This window comes from Arthrobacter sp. GmRoot5-12 (assembly GCF_059739365.1).
Genome location: NZ_AP046056.1, coordinates 114,659 through 134,814 on the forward strand (window position 1 = coordinate 114,659; position 20,156 = coordinate 134,814).

The following is a 20,156-nucleotide window of genomic DNA, read 5'->3' on the forward strand; positions in this document are numbered from 1 at the left end:
GGAGGTACACAGCCCTTGCTGCCGTGGTGAGATGGACCATGCATATCGTCATGGCCGGCGCCTCCGGGCTCATCGGCAGCTCCATGTCCGCAGCCTTCCGCAGTGCCGGCCATTCGGTGGTGTCCCTGGTCCGCCGGCCGCCTGCCGGTGCCACCGAAATCCGCTGGGATCCGGCGGCCGGTGTCCTGGACCCCGGCGTCCTTGCCGGGGCAGACGCCGTCGTCAACCTCGCAGGTGCCGGAATCGGCGACAGACCCTGGACGCGGAAGCGGGTGGCGGAGCTGTTCAGTTCCCGGCTGGGGCCCACCAGGACACTGGTGCAGGCCATGGCACAGCTGGATGCCCCGCCGGCAACCTTCATCAGCCAGTCGGCGTCCGGCTTCTACGGCGACGCCGGCAATACTGTCCTGCGTGAAGACGCACCCGCCGGTTCCGGGACTTTGGCGCAGATCTGCGTTGAGTGGGAGCAGGCTGCGCTGATGGCGCCGGCAGGGGTACGCGTGGTGACGCCCCGCACCGGGGTGGTGTTCAGCCGTTCCGGTGGCGCGCTGGGAAAGCTGCTTCCACTGCTGCGCCTGGGAGTTGGTGGTCCGTTCGGCAACGGCCGCCAGTTCTGGCCCTGGGTAACGCTTCCGGACGTTACGGCCGCCTTCCTCTTCCTCCTCGAAACACCGGTCTCCGGCGCGGTGAATGTGAACGGGCCGGAGCAGGCGAACGTCAACACGATCGTCGCGGCGCTGGCCCACGCCCTGCACCGGCCCGCCATACTCAGGGTCCCGGCCCCCGTGCTGCGCACGGTGATGCCGGGCCTCGGCGAGGAATTGCTGCTGCACAGCCAGCGGATGGAACCGGCAGTCCTGTCCTCGGCCGGATTCCAATGGCAGCACGGGCGCCTGGAAGACGCCGCCCGCTGGGTGGCCGGCCAGGACCCCGCCGCCTAGCCCGGCCCTTCCCCGGACGCGCGGACCGCCAGAATGTCGCTGACCCGCCATTGGCCGTCCACGAACACCAGGACCAGCCGAAGCCGCCGTTCCGGGCTGGGAGCCCCCGCTGCCAGCACAGCACCCGCCGCATCGAGTGTTTGGTACCCGGAGGTGGCCGATGTCACCGCCAGCACCGCCCGGTCCGGGGTCCCGCCGTCTTCGGCCGCCACCCCGGACAGCGTGCTGGTAAATCCGGCGAGGCGGTGCCCGGAAGGGTGGAGTTGGCCGGCGATGCGCTCGTCGGCGGCAGCTGCAGGTGACCCGGAGGCGTTCACGTCCCCCAGCAGCTCCAACCTGCCTGCTCTGAAGGCATAATCCCGCAGTGCCGCCAGCCCCTGCACGGCAACCACGGGATCAGTAGCCCTTGCCCGCTGCCGGGCCTCGTCAACGGAACCAACCGCTTCCGTCCCGCCGGCAACAGTCCCGGATGCGGCTGCGGACACCGGCGGCCGACCGGCTGCGGGACGATCCGGCCCCGCCCCTTGGCCCGCCCCCTGGCCGGCGGCCGCGGACAACCACCATATTCCGGCTGCCAACGCAGCAACTGCCGGCATGACTGCACTCACCACCACCCGAGTGCCCCGGCCGGCAACAGTCCCATCCGCGTGCCTTCCGCGCGGCGCAGGCGCCGCGTTTGACGGCGGCAGGGCGCTTGACTGCGGCAGGGCGGTGTTCGGCGCCGGCACCGGCCGCGCTGGCCAGCGCCAGGTTTCCATCCGGCGGCGCATGCCCTGGAGTTTCATGCGAAGGCTGCCGCTCTTGGACGGACCGGGAACGTGCCGCCGTGTCAGCAGCTCTGGCAGGACGGTGGGATGGACGGCATCGGAGAGGTCCACCGGCTGGGGTTCGGCGCTGCGGTAAACGGCCGCGGCCAGCGACACCGCGTCAGGGCGCAGCCTCCGGTCCTCGTTCAGTCCTGCTTCCAGGGCAGCCGCCAGATCCTTGGGGACACCTGGAACCAGGAGGGACAACGGCGGACGATCGGCAGTGCGGCCGGGCGCCTCACCCGTGAGGCAGAACCAGCCCAGGGCCGCCGCGGAGAACACATCGCGTCCTGGCTGGAGGCCGGCGCGGACGGCGTCCACGGGGGAAGGATCCAGGAATCCGCCAGTTCCAAAGGTCGCCGCGCTGCCCGGGTCGCCGAGCATCCTGGCGACGCCGAGGTCAGAGAGCATGGGCTTGCCCTGCCCGGTGAACAGCACGTTCCCGGGCGAGACATCCGAGTGCGTGAAGCCTTTTCCATGCAGGTAGCCCAGGGCCTGGAAGATGGGAGTCAGGACGGTAACCGTCTCGCCTACGGTGAGCCTGCCACGGGCAGACACCAACTGGGCCAGCGAGCCGCCGGCGGCATAATCCATGGTCAAGGCCGTACCGCCGCCGGGCCCTGCCACCCGGACCACGTCGTGCGCCGTGATGAGGTGCTGGTGGTCCAGGACCGACAGGATCCGGATCTCCCGCCGCACATCCTCTTCGCTGACGGCCGTGCTGCCCAGGGACCGGCGGCGTGCGCCGCGGAAGCATTTGAGCGCGCAATCCCTGCCGGTCCTTTGTTCCCTGGCCAGCCACACGTCGGCACTGCCGCCCCGGCCCAGCAACCTGCCGACGTCATAACCGGGAACCTCCGGCGCCTGTGCATCGTCCATACTGCATGTCTAGTCGAGTTTCGGCCCTGCTGCAGAAGTTATCCACAGGCGTGCCCGCCGCGGTCACAAAGCGGGGCGCCGGTGAGCTTGGACACTAAACCGGGTCGGTGCGGCTGCGGGGTCTAAGCTGGATGCCATGACTCTTGAGTTTTCACAGCTGGGTCTTGCCCCTGACTTCGTTGACTACATGGAAGGCTGGGATGCCCAGCGCGAACTCCATGACAAGGTTGTCTCCGGAGCTGCACCCAGCACAGTCCTGCTTCTGGAGCACGCCGCCGTCTACACGGCCGGCAAGCTGACCGAGGACCATGAGCGGCCGTTTGACGGTACGCCGGTGGTTGCGGTGGACCGTGGCGGCAAACTCACCTGGCACGGGCCGGGCCAGCTGATTGCCTACCCCATCCTGAAGCTTAGGAACCGCGCAGGCATCCGGGATTACGTGGAGCGGCTGGAAGACATCATGATCACGGTCATGGCGGACTATGGCATCAAAGCCGAACGCATCAAGGGCCGGGCCGGCGTGTGGATCAAGGCTGACGCCAAGGGCCCCGACCGCAAGATCGCCGCGATCGGCATCCGGGTCCTGAACGGCGTCACCATGCACGGCATTGCCATCAACTGCAGCAACGACCTGGCACCCTACGGCCAGATCATCGCCTGCGGCATCACCGACGCCGGCGTGACCACCATGTCCCTGGAAACAGGCCGGGACATTCGGCCCGCGGATATCGTGGACCGGTTCGTGGAGGAATTCCACAAGCATGAAGAAGCATTGGTTTCGAGCCCTGAAGGAGCTCTACTGTGACATTGGCACCTGAAGGCCGGAAGATGCTGCGGATTGAGCAGCGCAACGCTGCGGTCCCGGTGGAACGCAAACCGGAGTGGATCAAGGCCAAGGTCCAGATGGGCCCGGAATTCGTCCAACTCAAGAACCTGGTGAAAAAGGAAGGCCTGCACACCGTCTGCGAAGAGGCCGGCTGCCCCAACATCTTCGAATGCTGGGAAGACAAGGAAGCCACCTTCCTGATCGGCGGCTCCGAATGCACCCGCCGCTGCGACTTCTGCCAGATCGACACCGGCAAACCCTCACCCCTGGACCGGTTCGAACCCACCAAGGTGGCCCGCTCCGTCCAATCCATGCAGCTGCGCTACGCCACCGTCACCGGCGTCGCCCGCGACGACCTGGAAGACGAAGGCGTCTGGCTGTACGCCGAAACCGTCCGCAAAATCCACGAGCTGAACCCCGGCACCGGCGTGGAACTGCTCATCCCGGACTTCTCCGGCAAACCCGAGCACATCAAGGCCATCTGCGACTCCGCCCCCGAGGTCTTCGCGCACAACGTCGAAACCGTGCCCCGGATCTTCAAGCGGATCCGCCCCGCGTTCCGCTACGACCGCTCCCTGGACGTCATCACCCAAGGCCGGAACCTGGGCATGGTCACCAAGTCCAACCTCATCCTGGGCATGGGCGAAACCCGCGAAGAAATCAGCGAAGCACTCCGCGACCTCCACGCCGCCGGCTGCGACCTGATCACCATCACCCAGTACCTGCGCCCCTCCGAACGGCACCTGCCCGTGGACCGCTGGGTCAAACCCCAGGAATTCGTGGACCTCCAGCACGAAGCCCAGGAAATCGGCTTCCTCGGCGTCATGTCCGGCCCCCTGGTCCGCTCCTCCTACCGCGCCGGCCGGCTCTGGGCCACCGCCATGCGCAAAAAAGGCCGCGACATCCCCGCCGAACTCGCCCACATCGCCGACGGCATCCAGGACTCCGGCACCACCCGCCAGGAAGCCGCCACCCTCCTGGCAGCCCATTCCTGACCTCCTGCCATGAACTGGCCAAGGGCCGGACGCCGGAAGATTCCAGCGTCCGGCCCTTGGCTTTTGTCACGTAGAATTGAGGCACTATGGCGAAATCCCCTGACTCCAGCAACTCCACCCCGTCTGGCTCAAGCGCGGTGAAGCGCGGCCTCTTCACGCGCAAGCCGAAGGAAGCAAAGGCCAAGAAGCCCAGCAGGCTTAAGCAGATCGGCGAGGTCTTCACCATGACCCGCCGCCACGACCCCATGGTTCCGTGGCTGATGCTGCTGGCGTTCCTGGGCGTTGTGGCGGTGAGCTTCCTGGTGGGCTTCTGGCTGGACAACTGGATTACCGGCCTGATCATCGGCATTCCGCTGGGCCTGCTGGCGGCCACCTTCATCCTGTCCCGCCGGGCCGAACGCGCCGCCTTTGCACAGATCGAAAACCAGCCCGGCGCCTCCGGCGCTGCCCTGGGCACGCTCCGCCGTGGCTGGATCACCGAGGAACAGCCCGTGGCGGTCAATCCGCGCACGCAGGATGCAGTGTTCCGCGCCGTGGGCCGGCCCGGCGTCGTCCTTGTCAGTGAAGGCCCCGCCCACCGCGTGAAGCCGCTGCTCGATGCTGAGCGCAAGCGCCTGGCGCGCATCCTGCCCAACGTTCCTGTGCACACCATCCAGACCGGGCACGGCGAAGGCCAGGTGCCGCTGAGCCAGGTGGCCAAGCACATGGGCAAGATGAAGAATGAACTGACCAAGCTGGAAGTCAGCACCGTGTCCAAGCGCATCGCCTCGATGGGTACCCGGCTTCCCATTCCCAAGGGCATCGATCCCTACAAGGCCCGTCCCAACCGCGGACGCTAGCTGGTGGGAACGCCCCGGTACCGGCACTGCCGGCCGGGGCGTTTTTTCTTGCGCCCCAACCGCTTGCCTGAACCGCTAGCCTAAACCGCCTGCGCGCCTTAACGGCGCACCCCTTTTCCCCACTGCCGGACCCAGACATCCACCCATGACAGGACGTGACCATGAACCCCAGGACAACCGTGATCCGCGCCTTCCGTATCCTCGCAGTGGCCGAGGCCTGCAGTTGGGCCGCGCTCCTGGCCGGGATGTACTTCAAATGGATCGCCGGAACCACTGAGCTTGGCGTCCAGGTGGCGGGACCTGTGCACGGCGCGCTGTTTGTCGGCTATGGGGTTGCCGCGCTGATGCTGTGGCGGGTGCAGCGCTGGCCCTTCATGGTGGCTCTGCTGGCGGGCGTCTCCGCCGTCTTCCCGTTCGCCACCCTCCTTTTTGAGCGCTGGGCCGGACGGCGCGGTTTCCTCAGCGCCCCGGGGGCGGAAGCGCCTGCCGCTGAACTTGCGTCCAGCCGGGCGTAGGCGGACGCATCACTGACCGTGGACTCCTCTGATGCAGGACTGCAGGCACAGCCGTCAGCCAAGGGAGGGCCGTCCTCCCCACGCGCCCAGGGCCGTAAGCGAATGGTCGCGGTCCTCTCCCTCCTGGGGGCGACGCTGTTCTGGGCCGGCAACTATGTGGTGGGTGCGGGCGCCGTCCAAAGCATTGAGCCCCTGAGCCTGGTTCTCCTGCGCTGGGCCATCGCACTGGTGCCGCTGCTGGTGATAGCCCGGCTTGTGGAGCGGCCAGACTGGCGGTCGGTCCTGGCCGCCTGGCCGTGGCTTCTCGCGCTCAGCGTGTGCGGGCTGCTCGGCTACAACCTCCTGCTGTATGTCGCCCTGCAGCACACCGATGCGTTCAACGCCTCGCTGATCAACGCCTTCAATCCCGCTCTCATCACGCTGGCTGCCGCCGTTTTCCTGCGCGAACGGCTGACACCGTTGTCGGTCGCCGGCGTCCTGATGGCCCTGGCCGGCGTCCTGATCGTGATCAGCGGAGGGGATGCCGGCAGGCTGCTCTCCGCCGGTTTCGGAACCGGCGAAGTCCTGATGGTGGGCGCCGTGGTTGTCTGGACGGCGTACACAGTCATCGGCCGCCTGGCCCCCAAAATCCCGCCGATCACGGCCACAGCTGTCCAGGCAGCGGCAGCGGTGGCCCTGCTGGCCCCGGTCCGCTTCCTGACAGGCGGACTGGCCCTCCCCTCAACCGGCAGCGCGCTGGCGTCCCTGCTGTTTATCGCCGTCTTCCCGTCGGTGCTGTCCTACCTGCTCTGGAACCGCGCCCTGACGGTCCTGCCCACCGGTGGCGCAGGGGTGTTCCTCAACCTCATCACGGTCTTCACAGCAGTCCTCACCATCCTCGCCGGGCACGTCCATACAGCGGCGCAACTGGTGGGCGGCGCCATCGTGATCGGCGGCGTGGTCATCACCAACGCGCCGGCCCTCCGCCGGCAGCGCGCAAGGACCGGAAAGTGAACGGCTAAGGGAATCGGCGGACGCGCAGAAGGGGCACGCGGTGCTCAGCGGCGGATGAGGAGCGTGTTCATTGCCTTGTCGTGAAGGCCGCGCTGATCCGGATCGAAGATCACGGCGGGGATGACCAGGCAGAGCAGCGCGGCCCTCACCAGGGCCGCGAGGGGTCCGGGGGTGCCGCCTCCCGGCTTCACCACGGCGATGCCCATGACCCGGTGCCCGATGCTGTATCCGAGTGTTCCCACCAGCAGGATCTGCTCAATCGCGAAGACCGCCAGGGTGGCCCAGGAGTCACCGGCAAAGGCAAAGTTGCTGATCAGCAGGGCGATCCCCCAGTCGATGCAGATTGCTGCGATCCTGCGGCCCGCCCGGGCAATGGAGCCCGGACCGGACTCCGGAAGGCCCAGCCGCTCCCCCGGATATTTGGAAATACCGGAGGTGTCCGGTCCGCTGAGCCAGGACCCAATGTCTTTGCGATCTACCACCGTCCAAGCTTACCGATCCCCGGCACGGCGGCGCGCCCACAGTGTGGATAGGACTCGACCACAGTGTGGACGGAAGATAGCGTGGTCATAGCAGGGCATTCTGTAACCTGCCCGAAACAAAGCGGACACGGACGGGAAATGCCGCATCCATAGTCTGTTAGCAGTTTCAAGCAATCCCCCGGCAGGTACGCAGCAGGGAAAACCCCGCGTTCTCCCTGCTTTTGGATTGCGCTGGATCATGTGGCTTGCATGCCAGATATTTACATATGCGTTAGGAGCATAGATGTTCAAGACTGCGGACGAAGTCCTCAAGTTCATCAAGGACGAAGATGTAAAGTTCGTCGATATCCGCTTCACCGATCTTCCGGGCGTCCAGCAGCACTTCAACGTCCCCGCCAAGAGTGTTGACGCTGATTTCTTCGTCAACGGCCAGCTCTTCGACGGTTCCTCCATCCGTGGCTTCCAGGGCATCGCCGAATCTGACATGCAGCTGATCCCGGACGTCACCACCGCGTTCCTGGACACCTTCCGCATGGAGAAGACCCTCGCGCTGAACTTCTCGATCGTCAACCCGCGCACCGGAGACCCGTACCACCGCGATCCCCGCGGCGTGGCCGAGAAGGCTGAGGCCTACCTGGCTTCCACCGGCATCGCCGACACCGCGTTCTTCGCCCCCGAAGCCGAGTTCTTCGTGTTCGACAACGTCCAGTACCAGTCCTCCCCGCAGGGCAGCTTCTACAAGATCGATTCCGAGGAAGCCCACTGGAACACCGGCCGCGAGGAAGAAGGCGGAAACCTCGGCTACAAGACCCCCGTCAAGGGCGGTTACTTCCCGGTCTCCCCCACCGACAAGCAGGCTGACCTTCGCGACGCCATGTGTGTTGCACTGGACGAAGCCGGCCTCGAGGTCGAGCGCAGCCACCACGAAGTTGGCTCCGCCGGCCAGGCTGAGATCAACTACAAGTTCACCACCCTGACCCACGCTGCTGATGACCTGCAGAAGTTCAAGTACGTCATCAAGAACACCGCAGACGCCTGGGGCAAGTCCGTAACCTTCATGCCCAAGCCGGTCTTCGGCGACAACGGATCCGGCATGCACTGCCACCAGTCGCTCTGGAACGGTGGCGAGCCGCTGTTCTACGACGAGAAGGGCTACGCCGGCCTGTCCGACACCGCCCGCTGGTACATCGGTGGCCTGCTCAAGCACGCCTCCGCCGTCCTGGCCTTCACCAACCCCACGGTGAACTCCTACCGCCGCCTGGTCAAGGGCTTCGAGGCTCCGGTCAACATGGTGTACTCCCAGGGCAACCGCTCTGCCGGTATCCGTATCCCCATCACCGGTTCCAACCCGAAGGCCAAGCGCATCGAGTTCCGCGCTCCGGACCCCTCCTCCAACCCGTACCTGGCGTTCGCTGCGCAGCTGATGGCCGGCATTGACGGCATCCGCAACCGCATCGAGCCGCCGGCTCCGATCGACAAGGACCTCTACGAGCTCCCTGCCGAGGAAGCCAAGGACATCCCCAAGGCTCCGGGCACCCTGGAGGAAGCACTGGAGGCCCTGCGCGAGGACAACGAGTTCCTGCAGGCCGGTGGCGTCTTCACCCAGGACCTGATTGACACCTGGATCGAGTACAAGTACGAAAACGAGATCCGCCCGCTGTCCCTGCGCCCGAACCCCTACGAGTTCGAGCTCTACTACGGCGTCTAGTTCCAGCCCTGCCCAGCAGGAATCCTGAACAGTAAAAGGCGGCCACCGGTGATGAACCGGTGGCCGCCTTTTGCGTTGCCCGTTCCTTCAGTGGCACGGGCGGCAGCTGTTGGGTGGGGGCCCGGCTCCAGACGTGCTGAGACCGGGAGCCGGGCCCCCTGACGAATGCCCCCCGGAACGAAGACTGTCCAGCCTTCCCCCCAACAAGGTTGGAGAACACCGCCAATCCACATGATCGGGCAAACGCTTGCTAAGCGCAATGCCGGTACGGAGAGTTACGCCGGTACCGTTGCCGAAAAGCTGCGGAACATGGTTCGTTGGGGCCCTGCCGGCCCGCCGGTATACGGTCCCGAGTCGACGAAGCCGGCGCGGCGGTAGGCGGACAGGCCCGCAGGGTTTTCCTGGTTGACGGACAGTACGACGCCGGACTCGCCAGTTTGGTGCCGCGCGGTGAGCTTGCGTCCGGCCTCCACAGCGGCGGCGGCAGCGAGCGTGCCCAGGCCCCTGCCCTGGTGGGGCCGGTCGATGAGGAACCCGCGCAGCAGCCATGCTGAGTGGTCGTCAGGCCAGCCTGCAAGCGTTGCCGCCCCGGACTGCAGGGTCAACAGGCCGACGGCGCTGCCTCCGGCCTCGACCACGTACGGCCGTCGTGATTCTTCCGCCAGTCCCGCAAGGGCCATCCGCAGCGGGTCGCCGACGAAGCGGTCCTGGCCCGGCACCAGCGACATTTCCGCGATGGCGCCCAACTGGATGGCGCGGGCGTCCGAATCAAGGTCCCGCAGCGGGACCAGCCAGACCCACGGCGCTGGTTCAGTGCCCATAGAAGAGGCGTTCAAAGACTGCCCTGGCCCGGCGGCTCACCCTCAGGTAGTCCTCCTCCAGCGCGGCGGCGCGGCCCGGTTCATAGCCGCACCAGCGGGCCACAGCCTCGAGATCGCGGCGCGAGGAGGGCAGGACGTCCGAGGCCTTGCCGCTCCAGATGACATTGGCTGACCGGATACGGCTGGCAAGCCGCCAGGCCCCGGCGAGGAGCCGGGCATCGGCGCCGTCCAACAGGCCCAGTTCCGCCGCGGCTGCCAGGGCCTCCAGGGTGGAGGTGGTCCGGAGCTCCGGATGCTTACCGGCGTGCTGGAGCTGCAGCAGCTGCACCAGCCACTCGACGTCGCTGAGGCCGCCGCGGCCCAGTTTGAGGTGGCGTGCGGGGTCGGCGCCGCGCGGCAGCCGTTCGGACTCCACCCGCGCCTTGACGCGCCTGATTTCGCGCACGTCCTGCTCCGAGACGGACTCCGGGTACCGGATGGGATCGATGAGCCTGATGAAGTCAGCGGCCAGGGCGTCGTCGCCGGCCATGGGGCGTGCCCGCAGCAGGGCCTGCGCTTCCCAGATCAGGGACCAGCGGCGGTAGTACTCGGCGAACGAGTCCAGGGAGCGCACCACGGCCCCGTTCTTGCCCTCGGGCCTGAGGTCGGCGTCCATCTGCAGGACACGTTCCGCCATGATGGCAGGCTTCAGCGGCTGCGTGAGCAGGCTGGATACCTTGGCAACGATGCGGGCGGCCTGTTCCTGCGCCTCCGCTTCGGAGAAGCCCGGCAGTGCGCGGTGGACGTACATGACGTCGGCGTCGGACCCGTAGCCGATCTCGCGGCCGCCCTGGCGGCCCATGGCCACCACCAGCACCGTGGTCTTGAGCGGGCCGCCGGCGGAGACAATGCCTTCTGCCACCCGCAGGGCACCCAGGACGGCGGCGCGGTCCGTGTCGGCCAGCGCCCCGCCTACCCGTTCCTGGTCCAGGAGGCCGGCGGAATCAGCGATGGCGATGCGCAGGATTTCGCGCCGCCGGATCAGGCGGATCAGGCGCATGGCGCTTTCCGGGTCCGCGTGCCGTGCCATCTTCGCGGTGATTTCCTGCCACTGGGCCTCGAAGCCCAGCGGCACCAGGTCCTTGTCCTGTCCCAGCCAGGCGACGGATTCCGGCGAAACTTCCAGGAGGTCTGCGATCAGCCGCGAATTGGAGAGCATGTGGCACAGGCGCTCGGCCGCGGCGTTGGAGTCCCGGAGCATGCCCAGGTACCAGTGCGTGGTGCCCAGGGCCTCGCTGACGCGGCGGAAGGCAAGAAGGCCGGCATCCGGGTCCACGCCTTCCGCGAGCCAGTCCAGCAGGATGGGCAGGAGCTGGCGCTGCAGGGCGGCCCGGCGGCTTACCCCGGCCGTCAACGCCTCAATGTGGCGCATTGCCCCCTGGGGGTCCCGGTAGCCGAGGGCAGCCAGCCGTCCCTGCGCTGCCTCGGGCGTGAGCCTGGCGTCCTCGCTGCTGAGCTTGGCCGCGGTGTTCAGCAGCGGCCGGTAGAAGATGCGCTCGTGCAGTTCACGGACGGAACGCTTGGTGCGCTGCCATGCGGACAGCAGGGAGTCCGGGCTGGGCCGCTCGTTGGAGAAGGGGCCCAGCACGGCTTTGGCCAGTGAGCGCAGCGCAGGCTCCGCCACGGGCATCAGGTGGGTGCGGCGCAGCTGGAACAGCTGGATCCGGTGTTCCAGCAGCCGGAGGTAGCGGTAGGCGTTGTCGAAGGCGGCAGCGTCGGAACGGCCGATGTACCCTCCGGCTGACAGCGCGGCGATCGCGGAGGTGGTGTCCCGCCGTCGTAATGTCTCATCCGCCTTGCCGTGCACCAGCTGGAGCAGCTGGACAGTGAATTCGACGTCACGCAGGCCGCCCCGCCCCAGCTTGATCTGGCGCTGCTCCTCGGCGGCCGGGATGTGCTCGGTGACCCGGCGGCGCATCGCCTGGACGGACTCGACAAAGCCCTCGCGGCCGGCCGAGCTCCAGATCAGCGGCGCCACGGCGTCCTCGTAGGCGCGGCCCAGGGCGGCATCACCGGCGATGGCACGGGCTTTGAGGAGCGCCTGAAATTCCCAGCTTTCCGCCCACCTGGCGTAGTAAGTCTCGTGGGAGGCGAGGGTGCGGACCAGCGGCCCCGATTTGCCTTCGGGCCGCAGGTTCGCGTCCACCTCCCAAAGTCCCGGCTCCCTGGCCACTGATGAAATGGCCCGCGAGATCCCGCTCGCCAGTGCCGTGCCGATGGTGTTGGCGTGGGCGTCCTCCAGGCTGCCGGCGTCCACCACGTAGATGACGTCGACGTCGGAGATGTAGTTCAGCTCCCGGGCGCCGCATTTGCCCATGCCGATCACCGCAAGGCCGACGTCGGCCACATCGGCAGCGCTGTGCTGGTCCGCGGCCTCGGCCCGGGAGACGGCGAGGGCAGCCTCGATGGCGGCAGCAGCAAGGTCCGCCAGTTCACCGCCCACCGATGGCAGGAAGTCCAGCGGATCCGCGGCGCACAGGTCCTTGACGGCGAGATCGACAAGTCCCCGCCGGTAGGCGGTGCGCAGGGCGGCATAGGCGTCCACGCCGGTAACGGCGGCCACGGGACGGGCCGCCCGGGGGTCGGCCCCCACGGATTGCAGGAGCGTGGCGCGCAACAGCCCCGGGTTGGCCGGCAGTGGCTCGGGACTGGCGCGGACCTCAAAGGCCTCCAGGTGCTCGGGGTGCCGGATGAGGAACTCCCCCAAAGCCTCCGAGGCCCCCAGGACCCGGTACATCGGTTCGCTGGCCTCCGGCTCGGCGTCCGCCAGCTCCCGCAGCTGCGGGTGCTTTTCGATCAGCCGGACCAGGGACTGCAGCGCGGTATCCGGACTGGCCGCAAGGTGCAGCCCGGCAAAGAGCCTGTCCTGGTCCAGGCCCTCGAGTTCGCGCGCGGAAAGGAACCGTTCGCCCTTCTCCAGGTCGCTGAATCCGGCCGCGATCAGGCGGCGTGCCAGGCTCACGCCTGGCACCTAGAGGATGCCGAGGTTGCGCTGCAGCTCGTAGGGCGTCACCTGCAGCCGGTAGTCCTGCCATTCGGCGCGCTTGTTGCGCAGGAAGTGCTCGTAGACCTGCTCGCCCAGGATCTGCGGCATCAGCTCCGAGTCCTCCATGGAGCGGATGGCGTCGTGCAGGCTTGCCGGCAGCGGATCGTGGCCCATGGCGCGGCGCTCGGCCGAGCTGAGCGACCAGACGTCGTCCTCAGCGGCTGCCGGCAGCTCGTAGCCTTCCTCAATGCCCTTCAGCCCTGCACCGAGCAGGACGGCATAGGCAAGGTAGGGGTTGGCCGCGGAATCGATGCCGCGGTACTCGATGCGGGCGGACTGGCCCTTGCCCGGCTTGTACAGCGGCACGCGGACCAGGGCGGAACGGTTGTTATGCCCCCAGCTCAGGTAGCTGGGAGCCTCGCCGCCGCCCCACAGGCGCTTGTAGGAGTTGACGAACTGGTTGGTGACTGCCGTGAACTCGGGGGCGTGCTTGAGGATGCCGGCAATGAACTGGCGGGCCGTCTTGGACAGCTGGAACTCGGCACCTGCCTCGAAGAACGCATTGCTGTCCCCCTCGAACAGCGAGAAGTGCGTATGCATTCCGGAACCGGGGTGGTCGGTGAACGGCTTGGGCATGAAGGTGGCGTAGGTTCCCTGCTGCAGGGCAACCTCCTTGATGACCGTGCGGAACGTCATGATGTTGTCCGCGGTCTGCAGTGCGTCGGCGTAGCGAAGGTCGATCTCGTTCTGGCCGGGACCGCCTTCGTGATGGCTGAACTCCACCGAGATTCCCACCGATTCCAGCATGGTGACGGCGGTGCGGCGGAAGTCCTGGGCCACGCCGCCGGGAACGTGGTCGAAGTAGCCGCCCTCATCCACCGGCACGGGTGCGCCGTCCGGACCCGGCTCCTGGGACTTGAGCAGGTAGAACTCGATCTCGGGATGCGTGTAGCAGGTGAAGCCCATGTCCGCGGCCTTGGCAAGGGTCCGCTTGAGGACGTTGCGCGGATCAGCGGTGGAGGGCTCGCCGTCGGGAGTCAGGATGTCGCAGAACATGCGTGAGGTCTGCTCCGTCTCGCCGCGCCACGGCAGGATCTGGAAGGTTGCCGGGTCCGGCTGCAGCAGCATGTCCGATTCGAAGACGCGCGCCAGGCCCTCAATGGAGGAACCGTCGAAGCCGAGGCCTTCCTCGAACGCTCCCTCGACTTCCGCCGGCGCCAGCGCCACGGACTTCAGCGAACCCACGACGTCGGTGAACCACAGCCGCACGAAACGTACGTCGCGCTCTTCGATCGTGCGCAGGACAAATTCTTGCTGGCGGTCCATGATGGCCTCTTCTCCGGTCAACGTTCATGCTCCGGGGCCCGCGCAAAGGGGAAAGCCGGCAGCAGTTCATCATCACTGTACTAATCATTCGGCGCCGATGCTTGAGCCTGCCCCGTGCGTAACACAGCATTAACCTGTTCGGCCGCCCAGGCCGCCCCCCGCCCGGGTCTCCAGCGCCCTTTGGCGCCCGCCCAAAGCGCCGCTATGACGCTAATCACCTTTGACCGGCGCCGCCCGCGGTAGCTAGGACGCCGGGTACCGCACTACGCTCATCCCATGGCCTCCAGCAACAGCTCCGACTCCAGCGCGTCCGCAGAAGTACCCGCACCTTACGGAAGCGGCCCGGGCACAGCGGCCGCGGCTGCGGCCCCGGCCCCGGCCCCGGCGGAACGGAAGCCGGCAAAGGTCCGCATCCACCACCTGCAGCAGGCCAAGAACGACGGCACCAAGTTCGCCATGCTTACCGCGTACGAGCAATACACGGCCGAGATCTTTGACGCAGCCGGCATCGAGGTGCTCCTGGTTGGCGATTCGGCGTCGAACAACGTGTTCGGCAACGAGACCAGCCTTCCGGTGACTGTGGACGAGCTGCTCCCCCTGTGCCGGGCCGTCGCCAGGACCGCCAAACGCGCCCTGGTGGTGGCGGACCTTCCGTTCGGCAGCTACGAGGTCAGCGCCGAACAGGCCGTGGCCGCCGGTGTCCGTTTCCTGAAGGAAGGGCTGGCCCACGCCGTGAAGATCGAGGGCGGGAAGTACTACGCTCCAACGGTCCGGGCCATGGTGCAGGCAGGCATTCCGGTCATGGCCCATATCGGCTTCACCCCCCAAAGCGAACACGCCCTGGGCGGGTACCGTGTCCAGGGCCGCGGCGACGATGCCCGGCGCCTGATTGACGACGCCGTCGCGCTGGCGGACGCCGGGGCGTTCTGCGTGCTGATGGAGATGGTGCCTGCCGAAACAGCGGCGGCGGTCGACGCGGCAGTGAGCGTTCCCACGGTTGGCATCGGTGCCGGCAAGGCGACGACCGGCCAGGTGCTCGTGTGGCAGGACATGGCCGGCCTGCGGGGCGGCCGGATGGCCAAGTTCGTCAAGCAGTACGCGGACCTGCGCAGCACATTGCTCGACGCCGCCACCGCCTATGGCGAGGACGTCCGGTCAGGCCAGTTCCCCGGCCCGGAGCACTCGTTCTAAACCCGCCCGGGTAAGCCGGCTGCAGCGAGGCCGGACGCACCCAACGGGTCAGTCGTCGTCGCCCTTTTCCCAGGCCTCGTTGCGCGCTTTGACCTTTTCCAGGGCGTGTTCGGCTTCCGCCCGGGTCTGGTAGGGCCCAATGAGCTGGCTCCAGTCCGACATCCGGTCCTCTTCCACCTCGTGGGTCTTGATGTTGAACCAGTACTCAGTCATCGTTGCTCCTCGTTCCGGCGACAGGGAAAGCCGGGGGTGATCCACGTAACACAAACACTTACGCGTGCCCTCCGCCGCTTGTCGGTTGTTAGGCGTTCTGTGGTGCCTTATATGATCAATCTATGCCTTCCCTTGCCTCGACTGCACCCATTGGCACCCTGACCCCGGGTACCGTGAGTCCGCAGCGTCCCGTCCCGGCGTCCATCCCCCGTCCGGAGTATGTCGGCAAGCCCGCCCCGGCCAAGTTCACCGGTTCCGAGGTCAAATCCGCGGAGACCATCGAGAAGATCCGGATTGCCAGCAGGATCGCGGCCCAGGCCATCGTTGAAGTGGGCAGGCACATCCAGCCGGGCGTCACCACGGATGAGCTGGACAAGGTGGGCCACGAGTTCCTGCTGGACCACAACGCCTACCCGTCCACGCTCGGTTACCGCGGATTCCCCAAATCGCTCTGCTCGTCCTTGAACGAGGTCATTTGCCATGGCATTCCGGACAGCACGGTGGTCCAGGACGGCGACATCCTGAACATCGACATCACTGCCTACATCAACGGCGTCCACGGCGACACCAACTTCACCTTCCTGGTGGGGGACGTGGACGAGGAATCACGGCTGCTGGTGGAGCGCACCAGGGAGTCGCTGAACCGCGCCATCAAGGCCGTGGCGCCCGGACGCGAGATCAACGTCATTGGCCGTGCCATCCAGTCCTACGCCAAGCGGTTCGGCTACGGCGTGGTGCGCGACTTCACCGGCCACGGGGTTGGCGAGGCATTCCACACCGGGCTGATCATTCCGCACTATGATGCCGCGCCTGCGTACAACACGGTGATCGAGGCCGGCATGGTGTTCACCATCGAACCGATGCTCACCCTGGGCACCGTGGAGTGGGACATGTGGAGCGACGACTGGACCGTGGTCACCCGGGACCGTCGGCGCACCGCACAGTTCGAGCACACCCTGCTGGTCACCGAGACCGGCGCCGAAATCCTCACCCTCCCGTAACCCGGCCATGCCCGCACGGGCATGCTGCCGGCGCAGACCGGACACCTGTTACCGGCCGCGCAAGCGGCCCCTTTTCCTGCCCGCCCCTGTCACACGAACGGAATCCCATTGGCCAAGAAGGACGAAAAACCGCACAAGAACGCACCGCTGATCGGCATCGACATCGGTGGCACGGGCATCAAGGGCGGCATTGTCGACCTGAAGAAGGGCAAGCTCCTGGGTGAGCGCTTCCGTGTGCCCACGCCCCAGCCCGCCACCCCGGAGGCTGTGGCCGAGGCCGTGGCCCTGGTGGTGGCCGAGCTTTCTGCGCGCCCCGAGGCTCCCGAAGCCGGCTCTCCCGTGGGCGTGACGTTCCCGGGGATCATCCAGCACGGCGTGGTCCATTCGGCCGCCAACGTGGACAAAAGCTGGCTGGACACCGACATCGATGCCCTCCTTACCGCGCGGCTGGGCCGTCCCGTGGAGGTCATCAACGACGCCGACGCCGCCGGCCTGGCCGAAGCACGCTACGGTGCCGGCGCCGGCGTGTCCGGCACGGTCCTGGTCATCACCCTCGGTACAGGCATCGGTTCGGCCTTCATCTTCGACGGCAAACTGGTCCCCAACGCCGAGCTGGGCCACCTTGAAATTGACGGCTTCGACGCCGAATCCAAGGCATCCGCCGTGGCCCGGGAACGGGACGGGCTGTCATGGGACGAGTACAGCGTGCTGCTTCAGCGCTACTTCTCCCACGTGGAGTTCCTGTTCTCGCCGGAACTGTTCATCGTGGGCGGCGGAATCTCGAAGCGCGCGGACGAGTACCTTCCCAACCTCAAGCTCCGCACCCCGATTGTCCCGGCTGTCCTGCGCAACGAGGCAGGCATTGTGGGCGCCGCCCTGGAAATCGCCCTGAAGCACAAGCTGGCCAAGTAGGAGTGGTGCCGGTGGCGGCTGCGGCTTCCCCTCCGCTGCCGCCACCGGAGTCTAGAGGGGGCTCTTCTCGGAGCTCTTGGCGTTGCCGGCCGGGCCTTTGGCGTCCTCTTCGGCCTCGTGGCGGAGCAGGGCGATAGCAGTTTCGAAATCCTCAAGGGACTCGAACGCCTGGTACACGCTGGCAAAGCGCAGGTACGCCACCTTGTCGAGTTTCTGCAGTGGTCCAAGGATCACCAGGCCCACCTCGTGGGCATCGATTTCGGCTGCACCGGACGCCCGGATTTGTTCTTCGACTTCCTGGGCCAGCATGGCGAGGTCATCCTCGCTCACGGGGCGGCCCTGGCAGGCCTTGCGGACTCCGTTGATGACCTTGCTGCGGCTGAAGGGTTCGCCCACGCCGGACCGCTTGATCACGGAGAGGCTGGTTGTTTCCACGGTGGTGAACCGGCGGCCGCATTCGGGGCACTGCCGGCGCCGGCGGATGGCTGAACCGTCATCCGCCATCCGGCTGTCCACCACGCGGGAATCGGGGTTGCGGCAGAACGGGCAGTACATGTCGTTCCCCCCTTTTTCGCTTGTGGTGTGCAAGATTCTTTGGAAGCCATCAGCACCGCCGGGGGGCAATGCTGTGGCGCCTCCCAGTTTACGGGCACATGTGGGGTAATAACAATCCTGTAATTACTACATGTAGTGGTGTCACCCCTGGCCGGGGAACCGCACCGTGACGGCGTCGCCGTGGGCCGGAAGGTCCTCGGCCCGGGACAGGCTCACGATGTGCCCGCTGACCTCGGCCAGGGCTTCCCGGCTGTAGTTGACCACCTGGATGGCGCGCAGGAAGGTGGTGACGTTCAGGCCCGAGGAAAAGGCGGCGGTGCCACTGGTAGGCAGCACGTGGTTGGAGCCTGCGCAGTAGTCGCCCAGGCTCACCGGGCTGTAGTCGCCCACGAAGATTGCCCCCGCATTGCGGATCCGTGCAGCCACGGCTGCGGCATCGCGGGTCATGATTTCCAGGTGCTCGGCGGCGTAGGCGTCGCAGGCAGCGATCCCCTGCTCCAGTCCGTCCACCAGCACGACGCCGGACTGCGGGCCGGACAGCGCCTCCCGGACCCTGGCCGAGTGTTTGGTTGCAGCGGCCTGAAGCTCCAGTTCAGCGCGCACGGCCGCGGCCAGCTCTTCCGAATCGGTGATCAGGACCGATGCGGCCTTGGGATCGTGCTCGGCCTGGCTGAGCAGGTCTGCGGCAACCAGCGCCGGCTGGGCGGAGTCGTCGGCCAGGATGGCGATTTCCGTGGTTCCCGCCTCGGAGTCGATTCCAACAACGCCCTTGACCAGCCGTTTGGCCGTGGCGACGAAGATGTTCCCGGGCCCTGTCACCACATCGACGGGCTCCAGCGCGGGACCGGCCGGTGAGGCTTCGACGCCGTACGCGAAGGCGGCGATGGCCTGCGCACCGCCGATGGCATAGACCTCGGTGACGCCCAGCAGCGCCGCTGCGGCCAGGATGGTGGGGTGCGGCAGGCCGCCGAACTCCTTCTGCGGCGGTGAGGCCAGGGCAACGGATTCCACGCCTGCCGCGAGTGCGGGCACGACGTTCATGATCACCGATGAGGGGTACACGGCAAGGCCGCCGGGAACGTACAGCCCCACCCGCGCCACGGGGACCCAGTTCTGGCTGACGACGGCGCCGTCGCCAAGTTCGACGTCCACGTTGCGGGGGCGCTGGGCGTCAGCGAATTTCCGTGCCCGGCTGATCGATTCCTCCAGCGCGGCCCGCACCTCCGGTTCCAACTGGGCCAGCGCTGCGTCAATCGCCTCCCTGGGGACCAGCGGGTGGTCCTGGGCCACGCCGTCGAACCTTTCCGCCAAGTCCGCCAGCGCCGCAAAGCCGCGCTGCCGGACGGCGGAGATGATCTCCAGGACCTTTTCTTCGGCATCCGCCACGGTCTGGCCCTTGGCCCGGGGAACGGCGGCGCGCAGGGCTGCGAGCGTCAGGTTGCGGCCGCGAAGGTCGACGGTGCGGAAATCGACGGCGGCTGCCGCGGGGGCGGGAAACTCCGGGAAAGTGGTCACCGGACTATTTTACGGGGCCGTTCGCGCCTGCCTGTTCCGTCCCCTTCTCCCGGGGCTTCCTGCCCGCCCCGCCGAACAGTTCCAGCACGAAGACCGACATTGCCGTGGCGGCAGGCCACAGCAGCAGCACCGGCCACGCCCGGAGGGAAAAGGCGATGCTGGCGTTCGCCGACGCATCAACAGCAGGTCCCAAGAGCCGGCCTGCAAAAACCCCGGTCCCCCAGGCGAGTACACTGCCTGCCAGCGCTCCGGCAAGGCCGGTCAGCAGGGCCGCCTGCGGGTCCGCACGCCTGCCATCCGCCAGGAACACGGCCAGGAGGCAACCGGCCAGCACCAGGATCCCTGCCAGGGTGAGGTCGCGCGGAAGCCACACCAGGGGAACCGTGCCCGACGCCAGGGCGGGATCCCGTGTAACCAGGTTCAATCCGCCCGGCGCCAGGAGCCACCACAGGATGCCTGCCGGAATTCCGGCCGCCGCCGGAACCAGCAGCAGGGACCAGGGCAGCCGCCGTGCGGAGTTTGTCATGCATCACACCTTAACAAAGGTTCCTGCCAGGTGATCCGGCCACGCAGTGCGTGCGGCTGTTCTCCGCCCCGGCCGCGGGCCAATAGG

19 protein-coding genes are annotated in these 20,156 nt (G+C 67.2%); 10 read left to right on the forward strand and 9 right to left on the reverse strand.

The window, feature by feature from the left end; translation table 11 throughout:
* The first annotated feature begins 38 nt into the window (after nt 1–38).
* Nucleotides 39–941, forward strand: a complete 903-nt coding sequence (locus tag AC6JAM_RS00515; protein WP_497933765.1) for a TIGR01777 family oxidoreductase — start codon at nt 39–41, stop codon at nt 939–941.
* Here the strand turns inward: AC6JAM_RS00515 and AC6JAM_RS00520 are convergent.
* Entirely contained in the window at nt 938–2,626 is a 1,689-nt protein-coding gene (locus AC6JAM_RS00520) for a serine/threonine-protein kinase (RefSeq protein WP_497933767.1), read from the reverse strand. The genes AC6JAM_RS00515 and AC6JAM_RS00520 overlap by 4 nt on opposite strands.
* Before the next feature lie 127 nt (nt 2,627–2,753).
* Here AC6JAM_RS00520 and lipB point away from each other — a divergent pair, with 127 nt between their 5' ends.
* The 5 genes from lipB to AC6JAM_RS00545 all read left to right on the forward strand — a co-directional run bounded on the left by lipB (nt 2,754) and on the right by AC6JAM_RS00545 (nt 6,794).
* Nucleotides 2,754–3,431 (forward strand): lipoyl(octanoyl) transferase LipB, encoded by a 678-nt coding sequence (gene lipB / locus AC6JAM_RS00525; protein WP_268760735.1) that lies wholly within the window; start codon nt 2,754–2,756, stop codon nt 3,429–3,431.
* Entirely contained in the window at nt 3,428–4,447 is a 1,020-nt protein-coding gene (gene lipA, locus AC6JAM_RS00530) for a lipoyl synthase (RefSeq protein ID WP_224084417.1), read from the forward strand. Before lipB ends, lipA begins: the two co-directional genes overlap by 4 nt.
* An 86-nt stretch (nt 4,448–4,533) precedes the next feature.
* Nucleotides 4,534–5,286, forward strand: a complete 753-nt coding sequence (locus AC6JAM_RS00535; RefSeq protein WP_018771547.1) for a DUF4191 domain-containing protein — start codon at nt 4,534–4,536, stop codon at nt 5,284–5,286.
* 161 nt (nt 5,287–5,447) lie between these two features.
* Nucleotides 5,448–5,801: a DUF3817 domain-containing protein gene (locus tag AC6JAM_RS00540; RefSeq protein WP_018771546.1), complete on the forward strand. Its 354-nt coding sequence runs from the start codon at nt 5,448–5,450 to the stop codon at nt 5,799–5,801.
* Between the two features lie 102 nt (nt 5,802–5,903).
* Entirely contained in the window at nt 5,904–6,794 is an 891-nt protein-coding gene (locus tag AC6JAM_RS00545; protein WP_497933768.1) for a DMT family transporter, read from the forward strand.
* A gap of 44 nt (nt 6,795–6,838) precedes the next feature.
* On the opposite strand, the gene AC6JAM_RS00550 is transcribed toward AC6JAM_RS00545, so the two are convergent.
* On the reverse strand, nt 6,839–7,276 hold the full coding sequence (locus AC6JAM_RS00550) for an RDD family protein (RefSeq protein ID WP_134164391.1): 438 nt from the start codon (nt 7,274–7,276) through the stop codon (nt 6,839–6,841).
* Nucleotides 7,277–7,559: 283 nt separating this feature from the next.
* Here AC6JAM_RS00550 and glnA (AC6JAM_RS00555) point away from each other — a divergent pair, with 283 nt between their 5' ends.
* Nucleotides 7,560–8,984, forward strand: coding sequence for a type I glutamate--ammonia ligase (gene glnA / locus AC6JAM_RS00555; RefSeq protein ID WP_018763577.1), 1,425 nt, complete (start codon nt 7,560–7,562; stop codon nt 8,982–8,984).
* A 275-nt stretch (nt 8,985–9,259) separates the two neighbouring features.
* Here the strand turns inward: glnA (AC6JAM_RS00555) and AC6JAM_RS00560 are convergent, their stop codons facing one another.
* Genes AC6JAM_RS00560 through glnA (AC6JAM_RS00570) form a run of 3 tightly spaced genes read right to left on the reverse strand, consistent with a single transcriptional unit; the run spans nt 9,260 to nt 14,156 of the window.
* Entirely contained in the window at nt 9,260–9,805 is a 546-nt protein-coding gene (locus AC6JAM_RS00560; RefSeq protein WP_497933769.1) for a GNAT family N-acetyltransferase, read from the reverse strand.
* On the reverse strand, nt 9,795–12,806 hold the full coding sequence (locus tag AC6JAM_RS00565) for a bifunctional [glutamine synthetase] adenylyltransferase/[glutamine synthetase]-adenylyl-L-tyrosine phosphorylase (RefSeq protein WP_497933770.1): 3,012 nt from the start codon (nt 12,804–12,806) through the stop codon (nt 9,795–9,797). The genes AC6JAM_RS00560 and AC6JAM_RS00565 overlap by 11 nt, the downstream gene beginning before the upstream one ends.
* 9 nt (nt 12,807–12,815) lie before the next feature.
* Nucleotides 12,816–14,156 (reverse strand): type I glutamate--ammonia ligase, encoded by a 1,341-nt coding sequence (gene glnA / locus AC6JAM_RS00570; protein WP_026266112.1) that lies wholly within the window; start codon nt 14,154–14,156, stop codon nt 12,816–12,818.
* 276 nt (nt 14,157–14,432) lie between these two features.
* On the opposite strand from glnA (AC6JAM_RS00570), the gene panB reads away from it, so the two are divergent.
* Entirely contained in the window at nt 14,433–15,347 is a 915-nt protein-coding gene (gene panB, locus AC6JAM_RS00575) for a 3-methyl-2-oxobutanoate hydroxymethyltransferase (protein ID WP_056389792.1), read from the forward strand.
* A 48-nt stretch (nt 15,348–15,395) separates the two neighbouring features.
* On the opposite strand, the gene AC6JAM_RS00580 is transcribed toward panB, so the two are convergent.
* Nucleotides 15,396–15,560, reverse strand: coding sequence for a hypothetical protein (locus AC6JAM_RS00580; protein ID WP_018771538.1), 165 nt, complete (start codon nt 15,558–15,560; stop codon nt 15,396–15,398).
* A 122-nt stretch (nt 15,561–15,682) separates the two neighbouring features.
* On the opposite strand from AC6JAM_RS00580, the gene map reads away from it, so the two are divergent.
* Nucleotides 15,683–16,561, forward strand: coding sequence for a type I methionyl aminopeptidase (map, locus tag AC6JAM_RS00585; RefSeq protein ID WP_018771537.1), 879 nt, complete (start codon nt 15,683–15,685; stop codon nt 16,559–16,561).
* Nucleotides 16,562–16,669: 108 nt separating this feature from the next.
* Nucleotides 16,670–17,473, forward strand: coding sequence for a polyphosphate--glucose phosphotransferase (gene ppgK / locus AC6JAM_RS00590; protein ID WP_018771536.1), 804 nt, complete (start codon nt 16,670–16,672; stop codon nt 17,471–17,473).
* A gap of 51 nt (nt 17,474–17,524) precedes the next feature.
* Here ppgK and nrdR read toward each other — a convergent pair whose 3' ends face one another.
* From nrdR to AC6JAM_RS00605, 3 genes are all read right to left on the reverse strand, one after another.
* A complete protein-coding gene (nrdR, locus tag AC6JAM_RS00595) occupies nt 17,525–18,028 on the reverse strand; it encodes a transcriptional regulator NrdR (protein ID WP_018771535.1) in 504 nt (167 codons plus the stop codon).
* Between the two features lie 141 nt (nt 18,029–18,169).
* Nucleotides 18,170–19,543: a histidinol dehydrogenase gene (gene hisD / locus AC6JAM_RS00600; RefSeq protein ID WP_144599607.1), complete on the reverse strand. Its 1,374-nt coding sequence runs from the start codon at nt 19,541–19,543 to the stop codon at nt 18,170–18,172.
* A gap of 4 nt (nt 19,544–19,547) precedes the next feature.
* The gene (locus AC6JAM_RS00605) at nt 19,548–20,069 is read right to left on the reverse strand and encodes a hypothetical protein (RefSeq protein WP_018771533.1); all 522 of its coding nucleotides are present in this window, start codon (nt 20,067–20,069) and stop codon (nt 19,548–19,550) included.
* Between the last annotated feature and the right edge of the window lie 87 nt (nt 20,070–20,156).